At 70.7% G+C, this 18,375-nt stretch carries 17 protein-coding genes and 1 other RNA gene; 5 read left to right on the top strand and 13 right to left on the bottom strand.

Annotated elements, in window-relative coordinates:
- Position 1 precedes the first annotated feature (1 nt).
- Both KF737_RS17030 and KF737_RS17035 read right to left on the bottom strand, forming a co-directional pair.
- Complete coding sequence (locus tag KF737_RS17030; protein WP_296457581.1) at positions 2-556, bottom strand: F0F1 ATP synthase subunit delta; 555 nt, start codon at positions 554-556, stop codon at positions 2-4.
- Positions 557-896: 340 nt separating this feature from the next.
- The gene (locus KF737_RS17035; protein WP_296457584.1) at positions 897-1,235 is read right to left on the bottom strand and encodes a hypothetical protein; all 339 of its coding nucleotides are present in this window, start codon (positions 1,233-1,235) and stop codon (positions 897-899) included.
- 355 nt (positions 1,236-1,590) lie between these two features.
- Here KF737_RS17035 and KF737_RS17040 point away from each other — a divergent pair, with 355 nt between their 5' ends.
- Positions 1,591-3,612 carry a transglycosylase domain-containing protein gene (locus KF737_RS17040; protein WP_367273248.1) on the top strand — a complete coding sequence of 674 codons (2,022 nt, stop codon included), beginning with the start codon at positions 1,591-1,593 and terminating at the stop codon, positions 3,610-3,612.
- A gap of 181 nt (positions 3,613-3,793) precedes the next feature.
- Here KF737_RS17040 and KF737_RS17045 read toward each other — a convergent pair whose 3' ends face one another.
- The 3 genes from KF737_RS17045 to KF737_RS17055 all read right to left on the bottom strand — a co-directional run bounded on the left by KF737_RS17045 (position 3,794) and on the right by KF737_RS17055 (position 6,891).
- On the bottom strand, positions 3,794-4,537 hold the full coding sequence (locus KF737_RS17045; protein ID WP_296457587.1) for a M48 family metallopeptidase: 744 nt from the start codon (positions 4,535-4,537) through the stop codon (positions 3,794-3,796).
- A 272-nt stretch (positions 4,538-4,809) separates the two neighbouring features.
- On the bottom strand, positions 4,810-6,141 hold the full coding sequence (locus tag KF737_RS17050; RefSeq protein ID WP_296457692.1) for a polyhydroxyalkanoate depolymerase: 1,332 nt from the start codon (positions 6,139-6,141) through the stop codon (positions 4,810-4,812).
- A gap of 138 nt (positions 6,142-6,279) precedes the next feature.
- The gene (locus KF737_RS17055) at positions 6,280-6,891 is read right to left on the bottom strand and encodes an SCO family protein (RefSeq protein WP_296457589.1); all 612 of its coding nucleotides are present in this window, start codon (positions 6,889-6,891) and stop codon (positions 6,280-6,282) included.
- 39 nt (positions 6,892-6,930) lie between these two features.
- Here KF737_RS17055 and KF737_RS17060 point away from each other — a divergent pair, with 39 nt between their 5' ends.
- Together KF737_RS17060 and KF737_RS17065 are read left to right on the top strand one after the other, a co-directional pair.
- Complete coding sequence (locus KF737_RS17060; RefSeq protein ID WP_296457592.1) at positions 6,931-8,286, top strand: ActS/PrrB/RegB family redox-sensitive histidine kinase; 1,356 nt, start codon at positions 6,931-6,933, stop codon at positions 8,284-8,286.
- A gap of 77 nt (positions 8,287-8,363) precedes the next feature.
- Positions 8,364-8,921: an ActR/PrrA/RegA family redox response regulator transcription factor gene (locus KF737_RS17065; RefSeq protein WP_296457595.1), complete on the top strand. Its 558-nt coding sequence runs from the start codon at positions 8,364-8,366 to the stop codon at positions 8,919-8,921.
- A 212-nt stretch (positions 8,922-9,133) separates the two neighbouring features.
- Here KF737_RS17065 and mmcB read toward each other — a convergent pair whose 3' ends face one another.
- The 5 genes from mmcB to KF737_RS17090 form a co-directional block, all read right to left on the bottom strand.
- On the bottom strand, positions 9,134-9,580 hold the full coding sequence (gene mmcB / locus KF737_RS17070) for a DNA repair putative endonuclease MmcB (protein WP_296457598.1): 447 nt from the start codon (positions 9,578-9,580) through the stop codon (positions 9,134-9,136).
- A 48-nt stretch (positions 9,581-9,628) separates the two neighbouring features.
- Positions 9,629-10,159 carry a lipocalin family protein gene (locus KF737_RS17075; RefSeq protein WP_296457602.1) on the bottom strand — a complete coding sequence of 177 codons (531 nt, stop codon included), beginning with the start codon at positions 10,157-10,159 and terminating at the stop codon, positions 9,629-9,631.
- 308 nt (positions 10,160-10,467) lie between these two features.
- Positions 10,468-11,595 (bottom strand): ferritin-like domain-containing protein, encoded by a 1,128-nt coding sequence (locus KF737_RS17080; RefSeq protein ID WP_296457605.1) that lies wholly within the window; start codon positions 11,593-11,595, stop codon positions 10,468-10,470.
- A 280-nt stretch (positions 11,596-11,875) separates the two neighbouring features.
- Positions 11,876-12,286 carry a metallopeptidase family protein gene (locus tag KF737_RS17085; protein WP_296457608.1) on the bottom strand — a complete coding sequence of 137 codons (411 nt, stop codon included), beginning with the start codon at positions 12,284-12,286 and terminating at the stop codon, positions 11,876-11,878.
- Positions 12,279-12,848, bottom strand: coding sequence for a hypothetical protein (locus KF737_RS17090; protein WP_296457611.1), 570 nt, complete (start codon positions 12,846-12,848; stop codon positions 12,279-12,281). Before KF737_RS17090 ends, KF737_RS17085 begins: the two co-directional genes overlap by 8 nt.
- Before the next feature lie 100 nt (positions 12,849-12,948).
- On the opposite strand from KF737_RS17090, the gene KF737_RS17095 reads away from it, so the two are divergent.
- Positions 12,949-15,270 carry a PAS domain-containing sensor histidine kinase gene (locus KF737_RS17095; RefSeq protein WP_296457614.1) on the top strand — a complete coding sequence of 774 codons (2,322 nt, stop codon included), beginning with the start codon at positions 12,949-12,951 and terminating at the stop codon, positions 15,268-15,270.
- 111 nt (positions 15,271-15,381) lie between these two features.
- Here KF737_RS17095 and KF737_RS17100 read toward each other — a convergent pair whose 3' ends face one another.
- The 3 genes from KF737_RS17100 to ssrS all read right to left on the bottom strand — a co-directional run bounded on the left by KF737_RS17100 (position 15,382) and on the right by ssrS (position 17,135).
- Positions 15,382-16,215 (bottom strand): TIGR00282 family metallophosphoesterase, encoded by an 834-nt coding sequence (locus KF737_RS17100; RefSeq protein WP_296457617.1) that lies wholly within the window; start codon positions 16,213-16,215, stop codon positions 15,382-15,384.
- A gap of 9 nt (positions 16,216-16,224) precedes the next feature.
- Entirely contained in the window at positions 16,225-16,767 is a 543-nt protein-coding gene (locus KF737_RS17105; RefSeq protein ID WP_296457620.1) for a 5-formyltetrahydrofolate cyclo-ligase, read from the bottom strand.
- A 205-nt stretch (positions 16,768-16,972) separates the two neighbouring features.
- Positions 16,973-17,135: non-coding RNA, 6S RNA (gene ssrS, locus KF737_RS17110), on the bottom strand.
- Positions 17,136-17,205: 70 nt separating this feature from the next.
- On the opposite strand from ssrS, the gene KF737_RS17115 reads away from it, so the two are divergent.
- Positions 17,206-18,339 carry a serine hydrolase gene (locus KF737_RS17115; RefSeq protein WP_296457622.1) on the top strand — a complete coding sequence of 378 codons (1,134 nt, stop codon included), beginning with the start codon at positions 17,206-17,208 and terminating at the stop codon, positions 18,337-18,339.
- The last annotated feature ends 36 nt before the right edge of the window (positions 18,340-18,375 follow it).

Consider the following 18,375-nt stretch of genomic DNA (forward strand, 5'->3'; position numbering starts at 1 on the left):
TCTACGCTCTCTTGAGGGCGAATTTCAGGGAGTCGAGCTTCGACTTCAGCGAAGCGTCGAAGAGGCGGGAGCCGACCTTCACCTTGATCCCGCCCAGGAGGGCCGGATCGACGCGGGTCGTGATCTCAGGGTCCTTGCCCAGCGATTGGCGGAGCGCGGCCTGCACGCCCTTCGCCTGGGCGGCGGTGAGCGGGATCGCGGTGGTGACCTCGGCCGAGACGGCGCCGCGGGCGGCGGCCGACAGCCTGGCGTAGGCGTCGATGACGCTGGGCAGGGCGGCGGCGCGGCCGTTCGAGGCCAGGAGGCCCAGGAACTTCAGCGTCGTCATGTTGAACTTCGCCTTGGCGCCCACGGCGACGAGGGCCTTGCCCTTGTCCTCGGCGCTGAAGGTCGGCGAGCCGATGAGGGTCCGCAGGTCCTTCGAGTCCGCCATCGCGGCCTTCAGGGACTGCAGGTCCTTCTCGACGGCGGCGACGTTCTTCTCATCGCTCGCCAGATCGAAGAGGGCTTGGGCGTATCTGAGGCCCACGTTCGCTGCGCTGGAGTCGTCTGCCACTACTGTCCGCCCGGGTCGTATTTCGCGCGCCGCAAACGGACCGGTCCGCTGCGGCTAAAGGCTTGAAAGCGCTTGAAAAAAGCACGTCGGACCCAGGGTCGTGCATGACCCCCGGCCCAAAGCCGCGCGCTCACTAGCACGCGACGTTGTGCGCCGCAACCGAGAGGGACGGGGCGCCGTGAGGGAAGGCTGCTCAGCCGTAACCCGTGGGCGAGGACTGCAGTCCTCGCTTGGCAAAGATCGTCAATCGCGCGCCGACGCAAAAAGAAAGGCCCGCGGGTCTCCCCGCGGGCCAGGCGTGACAGAAGCTCGACTAGAGAGCTGCTGGGAGTCCGTTGGCTTACTGCTTGGCCAGCGTGGTCGAGCCGGCCTTGGCGACGGCCTTGGCGTTGCAGTCGGCGAGCTTGTCTTCGTCCAGCGACTTGCGGCCGTCGAACGAGGCCACCACGCCCACCTTGTCGGCGATCGCCTTGCAGGTGGAGACGGCGAAGGTCTGCGAGGTCGGGGCCATGGCCACGCAGGCGTCGGCGTCGCAGTTGAACATGGCGCCGCCGGCGATGAACTTGGTCTTCGCCGCGACGGGCGAGGCCAGCTTGGCGGTGATGGCGTCGGCGGCGAGCGCCTGACCGGCGGTGAGGGAGGCGAGGGCGGCGCAGGCCGCGAGGATTTGGAGCTTCATTGAGCCCTCCAGCGTTCGGGGAGTTTTCAGCATCAAGGATTTGACTACCGGCCCGGCCCGCCGCGTTTGGCCCGCCGCCGGGTATCCCCTCCCGTTGGCGCACGTCGAACTGAGCAATGTAAAGATAACGGTGTTAAGATCGCCTGCGCAACTGCAAAATGTTCTATAGCGCTATGCGAGAATGCAGAGCCGATCTGCGAAGGCGCCGCCGCGACCGGCCTCGTCGACGCCCGCCCTCGAAACGCCGCGGTTGGCGGGCATCCGTTCATATCTCGTCAATCATGTTGGGCGTTCCGTCGGCTTTGGCTAAGGGCAGGGCCGTCTTCGGTCGTGAGCGGTTAGGAAGAACATCCGAATGGCCAATGCGCAGCCGCCGGGCCGCGGGCGCCAGCAGCAGCCGCAGCGCCCCAGGCGCTCGTTCCTGCAGGGGCTGATCTACTGGACGCTGGTGCTGGGCGTCTGGGGCCTGATCTTCCTGGTCGCCTTCTTCGCGGTGTTCGCGGTCGACCTGCCCGACACGTCGAAGCTCTACGACGTGAAGCGCCAGCCCTCGGTCAGCTACCTCGACCGCTCGGGCGGCCTCATCGCCGTGCGCGGCAGCCAGTACGCGCCGCCCGTCGATCTCGACAAGCTGCCGCCCTACGTGCCCAAGGCGTTCATCGCCATCGAGGACCGCTGGTACTACTGGCACTTCGGGTTCAACCCGTGGGGCATCGCCCGCAGCCAGATCTACAACATGCAGCACAAGGACGAGGGCGGGCCGCTCCGGGGCGGGTCGACCATCACCCAGCAGCTTGCGCGGAACCTGTTCCTCACGGCCAACCAGAACTACCGCCGCAAGGCGCAGGAGCTGATCCTGGCGGTCTGGCTGGAGGCCAAGTTCTCGAAGAAGCAGATCCTCGAACTCTACCTGAACCGGGTCTACTTCGGCGCCGGCGCCTACGGCATCGAGGCCGCCTCGCAGCGCTATTTCGGCAAGCCCGCCGCGCAACTGACGCTGGGCGAGAGCGCCCTGCTGGCCGGGATCATGAAGGGGCCGTCGCGCTATTCGCCCGTGGCCTCGACCGACCGGGCCGCGCGCCGCGCCACCATCGTGCTGAACGAGATGGTGCAGGCCAGGTTCATCACCTCGGCCGAGCGCGATGCGGCGATCCGCGCCAAGGTGCGCGTCAATCCGGTGCTGGCGAACCAGCGGGCGCAATACTTCACCGACTGGGCAGACGACCAGGTCCGCGCCCTGGTGGGCGAGCCCACCGAGGACCTCGTGGTCGAGACCACGCTGGACCTGCCGTTGCAGGCCAGCGCCGAACAGGCGGTTTCGGCGGGCGTCGCGGCGGCCAGGGGCCAGGGGGTCGAGCAGGGCGCGCTGGTCTCCATCGACGGCGAAGGCCACATCCGCGCCTATGTGGGCGGCACGAACTACCTGCAGACCCAGTTCGACCGCGCCACCATGGCCCGGCGGCAGGCCGGATCGGCGTTCAAGCCGTTCGTCTACCTGACCGCCATGGAAGCGGGCCGCACGCCCGAGACGCCGGTGGTGGACGAGCCGATCCGGATCGGGACGTGGGAGCCGCGGAACTACACCGGCGAGTACCTCGGCCCGATCACCATCCGCACGGCGCTGGCGCAGTCGGTGAACACCGTGGCGGCGCGGCTCGCCAACGAGGTCGGCACGTCGAACGTGGCGGCGACGGCGCGCCGGCTCGGCATCTCGTCGCCGATCCAGCTCGATCCCTCGATGGCGCTGGGCGCGGTCGAGGTCTCGCCCCTGGAGATGGCCCAGGCCTACGCGCCCTTCTCCAACGGCGGCTTCCTGGCGCGGGCCTTCGGCGTCGAGCGCATCCGCACGGCCGCCGGCCGCGTGCTCTACGAACACGGGATGGACCAGCCGCCGCGGGCGCAGGTGATCGGCCAGCCGGCGCTGGGCGAGATGGTCTCGATGATGCGCGGCGTGGTCAACGGCGGCACGGGCGGCCGCGCCAAGGTCCCGGGCTACGACATCGCCGGCAAGACGGGGACGACCAGCGACTACCGGGACGCCTGGTTCGTCGGCTACACGGGCGGCTTCGTCACCGCCGTCTGGGTGGGCAAGGACGACAACAAGCCGATGAAGCGGGTCACGGGCGGCGCGGCGCCCGCCGGCATCTGGCGCGACTACATGACCGCCGCCCTGCCGCGCCTGAAGGTGGCGGCGATCCCGGGCGGCGACTATGCTCCGCCCCCGCCCGAAGAGGACGGCCCGATCGACCAGCTCATCGACGGCGTCACCGGCTTCTTCCGCGGCGACCGCAACGAGCCGCCGCCGTCGGAGTTCGACGACCGCCCCCCGCCGAGACCCCGCGACCGCGACCGACGCCCGCAGGACCCGCCGTTCTGACTTCCCTGCCCCGCCGGGGCAGGGCGATCGCATACGCATGTGGGCGGCCGAAAGGCCGTCGGTCGAACCGCGGAGATCGCGGAGGATTCCGTTGCATCCGCGACCTCTCTGCGTGTCTCCGCGATCTCTGCGGTTCATGAATCGGGCGGACGGGCCGCCCCCAGTCCGAGAGGAAGAGAGGCTATCTTCCGAAGGCGTGAAGACGGGCGCCTTCCGCCCGCAGCCAGGCGCGGTGGGGGCGTTCGTCGCCGACCAGGTTGCGCACATGGGCCCAGAAGCGCGGGCCGTGGTTCAGTTCCAGGAGGTGCGCGCACTCGTGGGCGGCGACGTAGTCGGCCACCTCGAAGGGCGCCAGCGCTAGGCGCCACGAGTAGCGGACGGCGCCCGGCGTCCCGCGCGGTCCGGGCCGGCACGAGCCCCAGCGCGACCTGGCGTCGGCGACGGTGACCTTCGGCGTCGGCGCGCCGAGGGCGGCGGCATAGTGGGCCGTTCGCGCGCCCAGCACCTCGGCGGCCTTCTTCCGGATCACCAGGATCACGGCGCGGGTGAAGCCCTCGCCCTCGCCCATGGCGGCGATGCGGGGCGTCGAGCCGTCGGCCGGCTCGATCCAGCGGGCGCGGCCCGCGCCGGCCTCGAGGCGCACGGGGCGGCCGAACACCTCGATCAGCATGCCGGGCCGGAGCGCCTCGGCCCGGGGCAGTTCGGCCAGCCGCTCGGCGATCCAGGCGGCGCGCGAGCGCGCGAAGGCGGCGGCCTCGGGCAGGCGGCGCAGCGACGGCGCGGTGGCGACGATCTCGCGCCGGGTGCGGTCGAGCCGCAGAGACACGCGCCGGGCCCGGCGGTTCACCTTCAGCCGCACGGACGCCCCGGCCACGTCCAGCCGGTCACCGTCGGAATAGGAGGCGCTGCGACTCAGCAGGTTCATCTGCCGGGGAATCTAAGCAAAGTTGCGACGCCAGCCCAGCAGACAGGACGTGAGCAGGTCTCCCTTCCTCCTCCCCCGGGACGCGCCGCTGCGCGGCCCGCCCGAGGGCAGGCTAGGAAGGGCCGGGGATGGTGGTGTGCGCAGGACTTCACCGGCCGGGCGCGAGAGGCGCCGACGCCACATGCGCCTGACGAACAAACGCCGCGGCCACACCACCACCCAACCCTCCTCCATCGAGGAGGAGGGCTTTCGTCAGTGCGACCGCTTCCGCCTCAGGCGCCGGCAGAGCGCGGGCGCATCTGCACGACGCCGTCCTGCTCGGTCGCCTTGGCGGCGACCGCGACGGGCTTGCGCTGCTGGCTCTTTTCCATCCGGCGCACGAAGTCGCGGACGCGCGGGTAGATCTCCTCGCGGAACCGCTTGCCGTTGAAGACGCCGTAGTGGCCCACATGCGGCTGGATGTAGTCTTCCTTCAGCTCGACCGGCAGGCCGAGGCAGAGGCGGTGGGCGGCCTGGGTCTGGCCGATGCCCGAGATGTCGTCGTTCTCGCCCTCGACGGTGAGCAGGCCGATGTCGGTGATCCGCTCGGGCCGCACCTTGCGGCCGCGGTGCTCCAGCTCGCCCTTCGGCAGCAGGTAGCGCTGGAAGACCACGTCGATGGTCTGGAGGTAGAACTCCTCGGTGAGGTCGAGCACCGAGAGGTACTCGTCGTAGAACTCCAGGTGCTTTTCGGCGCTGTCGCCGTCGCCGGCCATCAACTGCGCCAGGTAGCGGCGGTGCGCCTCCTGGTGCTTGTCCAGGTTCATCGACATGAAGCTGGCGAGCTGGACGAACCCCGGATAGACGCGCCGCCCGGCGCCCAGGTGGGGCGGCGGCACGTTGTAGATCATGTTGGTCTCAAACCAGGCGAACGGCCGGTCCTCGGCCAGCCTGTTCGTGACCGTGGGCGACAGCCGCGCGTCGATCGGCGAGCCCATGAAGGTCATCGAGGCCGGGCGGCACTCCTCGCCGTCCTCGGCCATCAGCGCGGCGGCGGCCAGGACCGGCGGGCCGGGCTGGCAGACGGCGACCACGTGCGGGCGCGGGCCGAGCTGGCGCAGCATCTCGCGGATGTGGTCGATGTAGTCGTGGAAGTCGAAGCGGCCTTCGACGATCGGCACGTCGCGCGCGTTGGTCCACTCGGTGATGAACACCTCGTGGTCCTGCAGGAAGGCCTCGACCGTGCCGCGCAGCAGGGTGGCGTAGTGGCCCGACAGGGGCGCGGCGATCAGGAGGGCCGGCTCCAGCTCGGTCTTCCCCGCGCGGCGCAGGTCGCTCATGTCGCGCGAGAAGTGGGTCAGCTTGCACCAGGGCGTCGACCACACCTCCTGGGCGCGCACGCGCACGTCGCGGCCGTTGATCCGGACCGTATCGAGCATCCACTCGGGCTTGCCGTAGCGCCGGGTCAGGTTCGCGAAGAGGTCCGAGGTGGCGTAGATGCGCTTGGCGACTTCGCTGTCGGCCGCCGGATTGAGCGGCGAGCTCCAGAAGTCTCGCGCCGCGAGCGCCGCCCAGCGCAGGGGGGACGCCGCGTAGTAGCCGGCCTCGTAGAGGGTGTAGAGCATCAGGATCGCCTTTGTGCGCCGCAACATACCATGTGGAGAGTTAACGCCACGCGCAAGGCCGAGGATGCGGCTTTCGAGGAGATTCCGCCAGTGCGCCCAACGGCGCAGCCGTGCGGCGGCGCCGCATGGCCGGCTTTCTCAGCAGCTCTCGGCGCCGTTTCGGTCCTGCATCGCGGCCTTGATCTTCGCCGCGGTCTGCTCGGGCGTGAGCTCGTAGGGCAGCACGCAGGCGAAGCGGCCCCGGGGGTTCATCAGGTAGCTGTAGGCGGCGTGGTTGACCTGGTAGTCGTCGCCGTCGCCGACCTTCTGGTAGTAGACGCGGTAGGCCCTGGCCGTGGCGTCGACCTGGGCCTGGGAGCCGGTCAGGCCCACCAGGCGCTTCGGGAAGGCGGGGTTGGCCACATAGGCCTTCATCTGGGCCACCGTGTCGCGCGCCGGGTCGACCGTGATGAACACCGTCTGCACCTTGGCCGCGTCGGCGCCCAGCAGCGGCTCGACCTGGCCCATCTCGAACAGGGTGGTGGGGCAGATGTCCGGGCAGTGGGTGAAGCCGAAGAAGACGACACTCCACTTGCCCTTCAGCACGTCCTGGTCGACCGTGCGCCCGGATGTGTCGACCAATTGGAACGGACCCCCCACGGCCACGGTTTGAGGCGCGGGGCCCAGCACGCCCCGGCGGACGGCGAGACCCGTGAGTATGGCCAGCGCGATCGCCAACACCGCGACGAGCGCCAGGATGCGCCTGGACATGGGGACTCCCTTGCGTAGCGGGCGCGGACAGGCCGGCGCATGAGCGACACGCCTGCCCCGACCGCCGGCTTCGATACGGCCGCGCCGAACGCACCGCAAGACGTGTGGGACACCGCCGCGATCCGCCGCGGACACCTGCGGGTGCGCACGCTGGTCACCGTCCGCTGGATGGTCATCGTGGGCCAGGTGGCGCTGCTGGCCGCCATGGCCGTCCTGCTGCGCTACCAGGCCCCCTACCTGCCGTGCGCGGTGGTCATCGCGGCCGGCGCCTTCGTGAACCTGCTGACCTCGTTCGCCTGGCCGATGCAGAAGGTGCTGTCCGACCAGGAGGCGGTCGCCCAGCTCGCCCTGGACGTCCTGCAGCTTTCGGCCCTGATGAGCCTGATCGGCGGCACGGCCAACCCGTTCGTCCTCGTCCTGATCGCGCCGGTGACGCTGGCCGCCGCCACCTTGCCGCTGCGCCCGCTGATGTTCCTGGGCGGACTGGCGTCCGCCGCCTCGCTGCTGCTGGCCGTCGCCGCGCTGCGCTACCCCTCCGCGATGCCGGAGCCGCGGCTCTCGCTGGAGTACCGGCTGATCTCGGCCATGGCCAATATCGCCGGCATCGTCCTGATCGCCGGCTACGTGCGCCAGTCGGTGGTGGAGGCCGCCCGCGTCTCCCTGGCGCTCGATGTCACCCAGACCGTGCTGGCGCGCGAGCAACGGCTGTCGGCCCTGGGCGCGCTCGCGGCGGCGGCGGCGCATGAGCTGGGCACGCCGCTCGCCACCATCTCCATCGTCGCCAAGGAGATGGCGCGCGAGGCGACGGCGCCCCAGGTCAAGGAGGACGCCGAGCTCCTCATCGCCCAGTCCGAACGCTGCCGCGAGATCCTGAAGCGCCTGGCCGCCACGCCCGACAAGGCCGCCGACGAGGTCCACGAACGCCTGTCCCTCCGCGCCCTGGTGCAGGAGGTGATCGAGCCGCACGCCTCCGCCAGCAAGGAGGTTCGCGTCGAGGCCATCGTCACCGGGGCCAAGGACGTGAAGACCCCCGACATCCGCCGCCTGCCCGAGATCACCCACGCCTTCACCACCTTCGTCGAGAACGCGGTCGACTTCGCGACGTCGGAGATCCTGGTCTCGGCCCGGTTCGACGCCGAGACGATCACCATGGAGGTCCGCGACGACGGGCCGGGGTTCGCCCCCGACATCCTGGCGAAGCTGGGCGAGCCCTACGTGACGAGCCGGCCGGACGCCGAAGGCTCGCGCACCGGGCACATCGGGATGGGGCTGGGCTTCTTCATCGCCAAGACCCTGCTGGAACGAACCGGGGCGGATGTGACGTTCCACAATGCGAAGCCCCGGGGCGCCGTCGTGGCGGCCCGTTGGCCTCGCGCTTTGGTTGAGGCTGTTTGACGTTCGCGCAGCGAAGCTTGCAGAAACGCGTTCAGGTGCGACACTCTGACGCAAGTTCCACTGGAGGAACGAGTCACATGACCGACCTTTCCACCGAAGTCTCCAGCCTGCCCGACAGGAGCCTGCTGGTGCTCGACGACGACGCGCCCCTGCGGACGCGCCTGGGCCGGGCGCTCGAGCAGCGCGGGTTCGAGCCGACGCTCGTGGGCAGCGTGCAGGAGGCGATCCAGGCGGTGAGGAGCCACGCGCCGGCCTATGCGGTGCTGGACATGCGCCTCGAGGACGGGTCGGGCCTGAAGGTGGTGGAGGCGGTCCGCGACGCGCGGCCCGACGCCAAGATCATCATGCTGACCGGCTACGGCAACATCGCCACCGCGGTGCAGGCGGTGAAGGCCGGGGCGGTCGACTACCTCTCCAAGCCCGCCGACGCCGACGACGTGGTCCGCGCCCTGCTGGCCAAGGGCGACGCGGCCCCCGCCCCGCCGGAGAACCCGATGAGCGCCGACCGCGTGCGGTGGGAGCACATCCAGCGCGTCTACGAGCTCTGCAACCACAACGTCTCGGAGACCGCGCGGCGCCTCAACATGCACCGCCGCACCCTCCAGCGCATCCTGGCCAAGCGCGCGCCGCAGTAGCCTGCCCTTCTCCCCCTTCTGCGCGCCGCAGGCGCCCTTGAGATGGACCACAGAAAACACGGAAGGACATAAGAAGAGGCTCTGCGGGATCCGCCGCCTTCCGTGTTTTCTGTGTTTTCCGTGGTTGAATCAAAGCGGCGCTGACGCGCCAACGCGGCTGGAAAGCTCGCACAACCCCGGCACGCTGCGCGCGCCATATCCACGCCGAGACGTCACAACTCCATCGCCTGCACGCCGGCCGCCCTGAGCGCCGCGAGCCGCGCGAAGGCCAGGGTGAGGGCCTTGCGGCGGGCGCCGGCCAGCGGGGCGACGGTGGCTTCGCGCAGGATCGCGCCGCCGAAGCCGTCGGCGACGATCAGGCCGGGCTCCTCGGGCAGGATCTCGCGCGGGAACTCGGGCGCCACCGCGAAGGCGAAGGCGTCGCAGTAGGGGCGGTACTCGGGCCACTTCAGGTCGACCCGGAAGTCCTCGATCCCCGACTTCACCTCGACGATGAAGATCTCGCCCTTGGGCCCCAGCGCCATCAGGTCGGCCCGGCGGCCGTTGGGCAGGGCGACCTCGGCCAGCGGGGCATAGCCCAGCGCCGTCAGCAGGCGCGCGGCGCCGCGGGTGACCGACGTGGTGATCTCGGGACGGGTGATGACGACGGCGACGTCCATGGACGACACCTTGTTCCGCCTTCGTTCCGAGTCAAGGCTCGGCAGCGATCAACTGCCCATCGGCGGCGGGAACTCCAGGCGCGCGACGTCCAGGCCAAGCTGGCGGATGCGCGCGATGGCCTGGCTCCTCACCGCGGGCGCCAGAACGGGCTTCTGCGACATGAGCCAGATGTAGCGGCCGTCGGCGGTGGCCAGCGCCAGCCAGCCCTGGTCGGGGCGATGCTCGAGGACGACGTAGTTCTGCGTCACGACGCCGCCGAAGAAGGCCATCCTCAGCTTGGCGTTGGTCTGGGGGTCGGAGACCGTGGCCTTCGCCTTCCAGACCGCGAGCGGCCCGTTCGCGCCGCCCTTGTGGCACGACTGGACGACCGCGAAGCCGTTCGGCGCCGCCCGCCAGTCGGACGCGCCGGCGACGCAGTCCTTCTGGAGCGCGTTCGGCGTGCGGGCGACCTCGTACCAGCGGCCCATCATCTTGGAGATCTCGATCCGGCCGGCCGGCTCGACGGCGGCGTTCGCGGCGGACACGGGCGCAAGCAGCAGGGCGGCGGAAAGCGCCGCGAACGTCAGGCGTCGGAGCATGTTGCAGCGCAATATACGAAAGGCGGCCTCAAGGCTACGGCCGGCGCCGCGCGCCATAGGGACGCACCCGCATGATGACCGCCGCCTGAACGGCGGCGTCAGGAGTGTTACCTGCCTCTCCCGCTCGCGGGAGGGGGACCGCACGCCGAGCCCAGCGCATGCCGGGCGTAGAGCGGGGGGTGGAGAGGGAAAGCCCCTCCACGACATCGACAACAGTCCGGTCGCCCCGCCCTGCCGGCCGCTTTCCCTTTCCACCACTCGCTCTTCGGCGAGCGGTCCCCCTTTCCCGCAAGCGGGAAAGGAAGGGCCTACTCGGCGGCGATCAGGACCTGCTTGGCCTTCTCGGCGAAGTTGATCTCCTGGAGGTAGCGGATGCCCTCCTCGGCGATCTCGTCGCCCACCATCTTGTCGCCTTCCGAGCGGAGCTCCTCGAGGTCGACGTACATGGCGTAGAAGGCCTTGGTGCGGTCGGTGATGATGCCGGCGTTCAGCAGCGTCTTCACCAGCACGCGGAAGATGTTGGTCTGCTCCTTCATCCCCTCGCGGCGGCTCTCGTCGGTGATGATGGCGGCCAGTTCCTCGATCACCTTGTCGGGGTCCAGGCCGAACTCCTCGTAGAGGCTGCGCTGCTGCGACGGGCCCACCAGGTTGAACAGCAGGGTCTGGAAGCACTGGGCGGCCCAGAGCTCGATGATCTCGTGCTCCTTCTCCGACAGGTGCGGGATGGTGCGGTCGGCCCAGATCTTCCCGAACTTGTGGTGGAAGGCCTCGTCGGTCATGACGAGCTGCATCAGCTTCTTGGCCAGCGGGTCGTTGGAAACCTTGAAGAAGGTGGCGAAGGCGCCCATCGCCAGGCCCTCGACCAGCATCTGCATGCCGACGATCTTCTTGTAGACCTCGGGGCTGCCGATGATGTCGACCAGCAGCGCCTTCAGGGTCGGGCCGCACTCCACGGGGCGGCCCCAGCGCGCCTTGATGTACTTGGCGAAGGCCGTGACGTGGCGGGCTTCTTCGCGGGTCTGGTTGGCGGCGTACTCCTGCGCGCCCTGGTCCTTCAGCACGTGGCAGAGGCTGGCCGACAGGTTCAGCGCGCCCTGCTCGCCGTGCAGGATCGACGAGAAGCTGCGCAGCGCGAACTGGTTGACGAACCGGACGCGGTCCTTGCGGTCGGACAGGCGGCTGGAGACGTATTCGGTCTGCAGCGACACCACCATGTCCTCCGGGAGAACCATCTCGTTCTCCATGTCGAAGGGCTCGTCGAAGTCGATGTACTTCTTATCGAGCGGATCCCAGAAGTGGTCGTGGGTCGCCGAGATGATCTTGTCGAACGCCGTCGAGCGGGCGTTGTAGCGGTCCAGCTCCAGCATCGACTCGAAGTCGTCGGGCGCGACGGCGTCGTAGATGATGTCCTTGGTGATGTTGCCGTCCGCGGCCATGCGCTCGCTCCTTCGCCGGAATGCGAACGGGACCATGTGATCTTATCGGTGTTCAGTCAAACAAAATGACGGCGGCGTCACTTTCGTAACCTCCTCTCCCCCGAGGCGTAGCCCGAGGGGAGAGGGCAGGGAGAGGGGCGACGCCGGCCGCGGTCCGGATCGCTCCGGGTTCAGCCAGGGCCCTGGGAGCTTGATGGCTGAACCGGCCTGCCAGCGGAAAGGCCAGCGTCGCCCCTCTCCCTACCCTCTCCCCTCCCACTTCGTGTGGGGGGAGAGGAGGCTACTCCGCTGCGGCCTCGATGGCGTCGATCTGGGCGTCGGAGAGGCCGAAGTGGTGGCCGATCTCGTGGACGAGGACGTGGGTGACCAGTTCCTCCAGGGTGACCTCGCCGCGCTCGGCCCACTCGTCGAGGATCGGGCGGCGGTAGAGGAACACACGGCTTGGCCCGGCCTCGGGGCCGAACGAGCTGCGCTCGGCGAGGCTGACGCCCGAGTAGAGGCCGGTCAGGCCGAACGGGTCCTCGATGCCCAGGTCGTCCAGCACGTCGTCGGGCGGGAAGTCGTCGACGCGGAACACCACGTCGCCCGCGAGCTGGCGGAAGCCGTCGGGGAGGGCGGCAAAGGCCCGCTCGGCGAGCTCGGCGAAGTCTTCGAGTGAGGGCGCTCGGCCCCAACTGATCGGGTCACTCATCCGGCATCACGATATGCGGCGCCTCGGGCGGCCGGGTCTCGAACAATCCGATGTCCAGCGGCTGCTGCGGCTTCGTCGGGCGCAGCGGGGCGCGGGAGATGGCGCGCAGCGCGTCCGCCTCCAGCGGCTGCTTCGACTTGCGGGCGTCGCGCGCCTGGGGCGGATCCAGTGGCCGCCCGGCCGTGCCGACGCGCCAGTAGGAGACGGTCAGGCGCCAGACGGTCTTCGGCGGCGTCTTCGGCGGATCGGGCCAGCGGTGGCCGCCGGCATAGCTGGGCTCGACCGGCTTCGGCCGCGGCGCGCCCTCGGCCACCTGCTCGACCAGGGAACAGTAGCGATCCTCGGCCTCCGGCGCGGCGCCGGTGCGCTCGTCCTCGACGCGGCCGCTGTAGGCGTCGAGCGCCGCCTCGCGGGTGGCGAACGCCGGGCCGATGGCGTCGGTGGTGAACGCGACGCCCGCGCCGGCCCGCCGCGCCGCCTCGCTCTTGCGCGCCGCACGGCCCAGCGGGCGCGAGAGCGCCTGCTCGCCGTTGGCGGCCACCGGATAGAGGATCGCGGTCATCGGGCGCATTCTCGCTGAAAACACCTGCGGATAGAACTCAGGCGAGCGTGCCGGGGGGCCAAGCCCGGCCTAAGCTGCGCGGGAACTGATTCGGGACGTGATGAGCGCGCAAGACCTGATCCTCGCAGCCGCTGCGGGCGCGGTCAGCCTGGCCCTGTCGGCGGTGCTGTGGGCCTTCGCCCAGCGCCGCGTGGCCGACCGTCGCGTGGCCGAGCTGGCGAAGCGCATCCGCCAGCTCGAAGCCGGCGCGGAGACGGCCCAGGCCTCGGCCGAGGCGTTCGATTCCGCCCTGCTGGCGGTCGAGGACGGCCACGCCCTGCTGGCGTCGGGCGAGGAGAGCCTGGGCGTGTGCTGCGAGGCGCTGGGCCTGGGGCAGGCCGACCCGCAGGTGCTGCTGAACGCCCTGATGCGCGCCGACCCGGACCACGCGCGGCGGCTGCGCGGCCTGTTCGAGCGGGGCGAGGCCTGCGCCTTCGAGGTGAAGGGCCCCGCCGGCGTGGTCACCGTCGAGGGCCGCGCCGCGGGCGCGCTGGCGTGGCTGCGCGTCTCGGCGGTGCTGGGCGAGGACCAGGGCCTGCCGACTGCGCCGCGCTTCGCCGCCTTCCTGGACAGCCGCGCGACGCCGGCCTGGATCGCCGCGGCCGACGGCTCGCCCGTCTGGGTCAACGCCGCCTGGCTGAAGGCCGTGGACGCGGGGTCGCTGGACGAAGCCGCCGAGCGCGGCGTCGCCTTCGACCGGGGCGCCGACGCCATCGCTTCCGAGGCCGCCAACCTGGGCCAGCGCCGCGAGGCCGTGCGCTGGCTGTCGCTGGGCGGGCGCCGCCGCGCCTTCCACATCTGCGCCCAGCCGCTGGAGGGCGGCGGCGTCGGCGTCTGGACCGACGACCTCACCGACCTCGAGGACGCCCGCGAGGACATCAAGCGCAACATCGAGGCGCACGACGAGACGCTGAACCGGATCGACGACGCGGTGGTGGTCTTCGACAAGGCCAAGCGCCTCAGCTTCCACAACACCGCCTTCGCCGAGCTCTGGGGGCTGGAGCCGGCCTGGCTGACCGAGCGGCCGACCCACGGCGAGGTGCTGGACCGCCTGCGCCAGCGCCGCCGCCTGCCCGAGACGGCCGACTACGCCAGGTGGAAGGCCGCCGAACTCGGCCGCTACGAGCAACTGGGCGCCGCCCCCGACGAGATGTGGTCGACGCCCGACGGCCGCACCCTGCGCGTCGTGCGCCAGCCGCACCCGATGGGCGGCCTGCTCCTGCTGTTCTCCGACATCACCGGCGAACTCAGGATGAAGGCGCAGTTCAGCGCCCTGGTGCAGGTGCAGCAGGCCACCCTCGACAAGCTCAGCGACGCGGTGGCCGTGTTCGGCTCGGACGGGCTGCTGCGCCTGCACAACGAGAGCTTCGAGCGGTTCTGGAACATCACGCCCCTGCAACTGGAGGCGGCCGGCGACTTCGAGGGCGTGGTCGACCTCTGCGTCCACAAGCTGCACGACATGATGTTCTGGCGGGAGTTGAAGGGCCGCGTCGCCGACCCCGATCCCACCGCGCGCATGGCGATCAACGGCGAGGTCCAGACCTCGGACGACCGGATCATCGAGTACCGCACCCGGCCGCTGCCGGACGGCGCGACCCTCATCGCCTTCACCGACGTCACCGACGCCCGCCAGTTGCAGAGCGCGCTGGCCGACCGCGAGGCGGCGCTGTCCGAGACCGAGCGGCTGAAGCGCGACTTCGTGGGCAACGTCTCCTACGAGCTGCGCACCCCGCTCACGACGATCATCGGCTACTCCGAGCTGCTGGAGCATTCCGGCGACGGCGTCTCGGACCGGGCGCGCGGCTATGCGACGGCGGTGAAGACGGCGGCGACTCAGCTCGCGCGGTCGATCGACGACGTGCTGGACATGGCCCAGATCGACGCCGACGAGATGGCGCTGGACCTGGGGCCGGTGAACGTCGCCGACCTGCTGATCGAGGTGGCCGCCCGCTGGCGCGGCGAGGCCGAGCCCAACAAGGTCTCCATCGTCCTGGAGCGGCCCGACGACGTGGGCGTGATCCGCGGCGACCGCCGCCGCCTCAGCCAGATCCTCGACCACCTGATGGAGAACGCCATCGGCCAGGCCCCGGCCGGCGGGACCGTCACGGTCGCGGCCCGCAAGGCGCTGGGCGAGGTGCAGTTGCAGGTCTCGGACACCGGCCGCGGCATCCCCTTCCACGTCCAGGCGCACATCTTCGACCGCTTCATCGGCCGCGAGCGCGGCGGGCCGGGCCTGGGCCTGGCGCTGGTCAAGGCGCTGACCGAGCTGCACGGCGGCTGGGTGGCCCTGGAGAGCGAGCCGGGCGCGGGCGCCACCTTCACCTGCCACCTGCCCGAGGAGGCCCACGCCGTCAGCCAGCCCGAACTGGGCTTCGCGGGCTAGAGCGCGTTCCGAAAAGTGGGAACCGGTTTTCGGAATAAACGCGCGACAAAACAAAAACCTAGAGCGGCGATCTGATTCCATCAGATCGCAATCCGCTCTAGGAGCACCCGGCTAGCGGACCGCCTCCAGGGACGGGACGGTCTGCCGGAGGCGACCGCCGATGCGGATGGGCTCCAGGCGGCGCGCCAGGCCCGTGGCCGGGTCGGTCTCCACGAAGACGCCGCAGACGGTGGCCGGGCCCTCGGCGGGCTTGTAGCGGCCGCCCGAGATGCGGGTGGTGAAGCGCCGCAGCGGCTCTTCCTTCTGGTTGCCGATGACGCTGTCGTAGTCGGCGCAGGCGCCGGCGTCGGTCTGGTAGGCGGTGCCGCCGGGCAGGATCTGGGCGTCGGCCGTGGGCACGTGGCTGTGGGTGCCGACCACCAGGCTGGCGCGGCCGTCGCAGAAATGGCCCATGGCCATCTTCTCGGACGTGGCCTCGGCATGCATGTCGACCACCACGGCGTCGGCGACCGCACCGAGCGGGCAGGCCTCCAGTTCGCGGTCGACGGCGGCGAAGGGGTCGTCCAGGGCGTCCATGAAGACGCGGCCGAGCAGGTTCACCACCAGGATCTGCCGGCCGCCCTGCGTCTCGAACAGTTGCGCGCCACGGCCGGGCGCGGCGGCGAAGGCGGGATAGTTCAGCGGGCGGATCAGGCGGGGCTCGCGGACGATGTAGGTCAGCGCCTCCTTCTGGTCCCACGAGTGGTTGCCCAGCGTCAGGCAGTCGGCGCCGGCGTCGAACAGCTCCCGCGCGGTCGCCTCGGTGATGCCGAAGCCGGCGGCGGCGTTCTCGGCGTTGACGATGACGAACTCCAGGTCGAGCGCCCGGCGCAGGCCCGGCAGGTGCTCGGCCAGCCCCTCGCGTCCAGAGCGGCCGACGATGTCTCCGAAGAAAGCGAAACGCATGACGCTTCTCTAGCTCACCTGGATGTAGCCGGTCTCGGTGAGAATGGCGTCCAGCCGCTCGTCGTGCGGCTCCATGGGCGCCTCGGGCAGTTCCTGGCCCGCATAGGCCACGCCGATGATCACGACCGGCTTCTGCGCGCGCAGGCCCGCGATGGTGCGGTCGTAGCAGCCCGCGCCCTGCCCCAGCCGCCCGCCTCGCCGGTCGAAGGCCAGCACGGGCGTGAAGACGATGTCCGGCGCGACCTCGGGCGCGGCCGTGGTCGGGGCGAGGATGCCGAAGGCGTCGGCGACGAGCGGATCGCCGGGCGCGTAGCGGCGGAAGACGAGGGCGGCGTTGCGGGCCAGCGCCACGGGCAGGGCGATGTCGCCGGGAAGCCGGATCTCGCGCGGATCGATCTCGGAGCCGATGGGGTGATAGAGGCCATATGCCCGGCCCGCGGGAAGCGCCTGCGGCAGATGTTCGGCCAGATGCAGCGACGCGTCGGGCGCCTCCGCCGCGAGGCGGCGCCGCGTCACCCGCATGCGGGCTCTAAGTTCGTCTTTCGAGATCACGTCGAGCAGTATCGCCCTCCTCCTCTCGAACGTCATCCCGCGGCTTGTCCGCGGGACCCATGCGCGCCGCATGGGCGCTTGAGGACGCGGCGGCGACGCTGCCGATCAGAACGCTCCCCCGTGTTCATGGGTCCCGCGGACAAGCCGCGGGATGACGTTCAGAAAGGGGAGATCACGCCTCCCTCATAACCCGGGAGGAAGGGTGGCGGCGCCACGGAAACCGTGAAGGACTGTTCAATTCCCTCGACCTGGATAGACCAGGTGGGCGCCGTGTTGCCTGAGACCACGATCCCAGGCAGGGACAGCTCCCGATGAGTGAATTAAGGTCGCTGGAATTTGGTTGCCTTCGACGCGAGCCGCAGCAGACCCGCCGGGACCCAAGGTAGGGCCGCAGGACGCCAGTCTCAAGCGCAACTCTCAAGCACGACGGGGGATACGATGGGGTCGCAGGGCGTGCAGGCGGTGCTGGACCGCGCGGTGGCCGAGGGCGTCGCGCCGGGGCTGACGGCGGCGGTGCTCCACGCCGACGGCGGGGAGACCCTCCACGCGGCGGGCGTACGCGGGATCGCCGATCCGACGCCGATGTCCGCGGACGACGTCTTCTGGATCGCGTCCTGCACCAAGGCGATCACCTCGGCGGCGGCGCTGCAACTCGTCGAGCGCGGCGTGCTGGACCTTGACGCGCCGGTGGGCGAGCGGTTGCCGGGGCTCGCCGCGCCGCAGGTGCTGGAGGGCTTCGCCGACGACGGGACGCCGCGCCTGCGGCCGGCGCGCAGGCCGATCACGCTGCGCACGCTGCTGACCCACACCTCGGGGCTGGCCTACGACTTCTTCAGCGCCGACCTGACCCGCTACTACGCGCACACGGGCGGGAACCTGATGGCCGACGCGCCGGGCGAGCCGGTGCTGGCGTTCGACCCGGGCGACGGCTGGCAGTACGGGATCAGCACCGACGCCGCCGGCTGGCTGGTCGAGCAGGCGGCCGGCCAGGGCCTCGACGCCTATGTGGCGGAGCACATCACGGGCCCGCTCGGCATGGCGGACACCGCCTTCGTCGCCCCGCCGTCGCTGGAGGCCCGCGCGGTCGGCATGCACGCGCGCGGCCCGGACGGGGCGATGGTCGAGGCGCCGGCGTTTCCGTCCTCGCCCGTCTACTACGGCGGCGGCGGGCTGCGCTCGACGGCGCCCGACTACCTGAAGTTCCTGCGCGCCGTGATCGCGGAGGACGGCGCGGGCGTGCTGGGCCCGAAGGCCCGGGCCTGGCTGCACGCCGCCGACAGCGCGATGCCGGCCGGGGAGCTGAAGACCGCCGCGCCGCCGCTCAGTTGCGACTTCAGCCCGATGCCGGGATCGCCCAAGACCTGGACGCTGGGCTTCCTGCGCAACGAGGCCGACATTCCGGGCGGCCGCCGGGCCGGCAGCCTCGCCTGGGGCGGCCTCGCCAACTGCTACTACTGGGCCGACCCGCGGAGCGGCGTGGCGGGCGCGCTGTTCGCGCAGTTCCTGCCCTTCGCCGATCCGGCCATGCTGGGGGCCTTCGAGGCGTTCGAGCGGGCGGTCTACGCGGGCTGAGGGTTTCGCCCGCGACGCTCAGGCCCTAAGTGTCCG

Source organism: Phenylobacterium sp., assembly GCF_019636135.1.
Classification (GTDB): domain Bacteria; phylum Pseudomonadota; class Alphaproteobacteria; order Caulobacterales; family Caulobacteraceae; genus Phenylobacterium.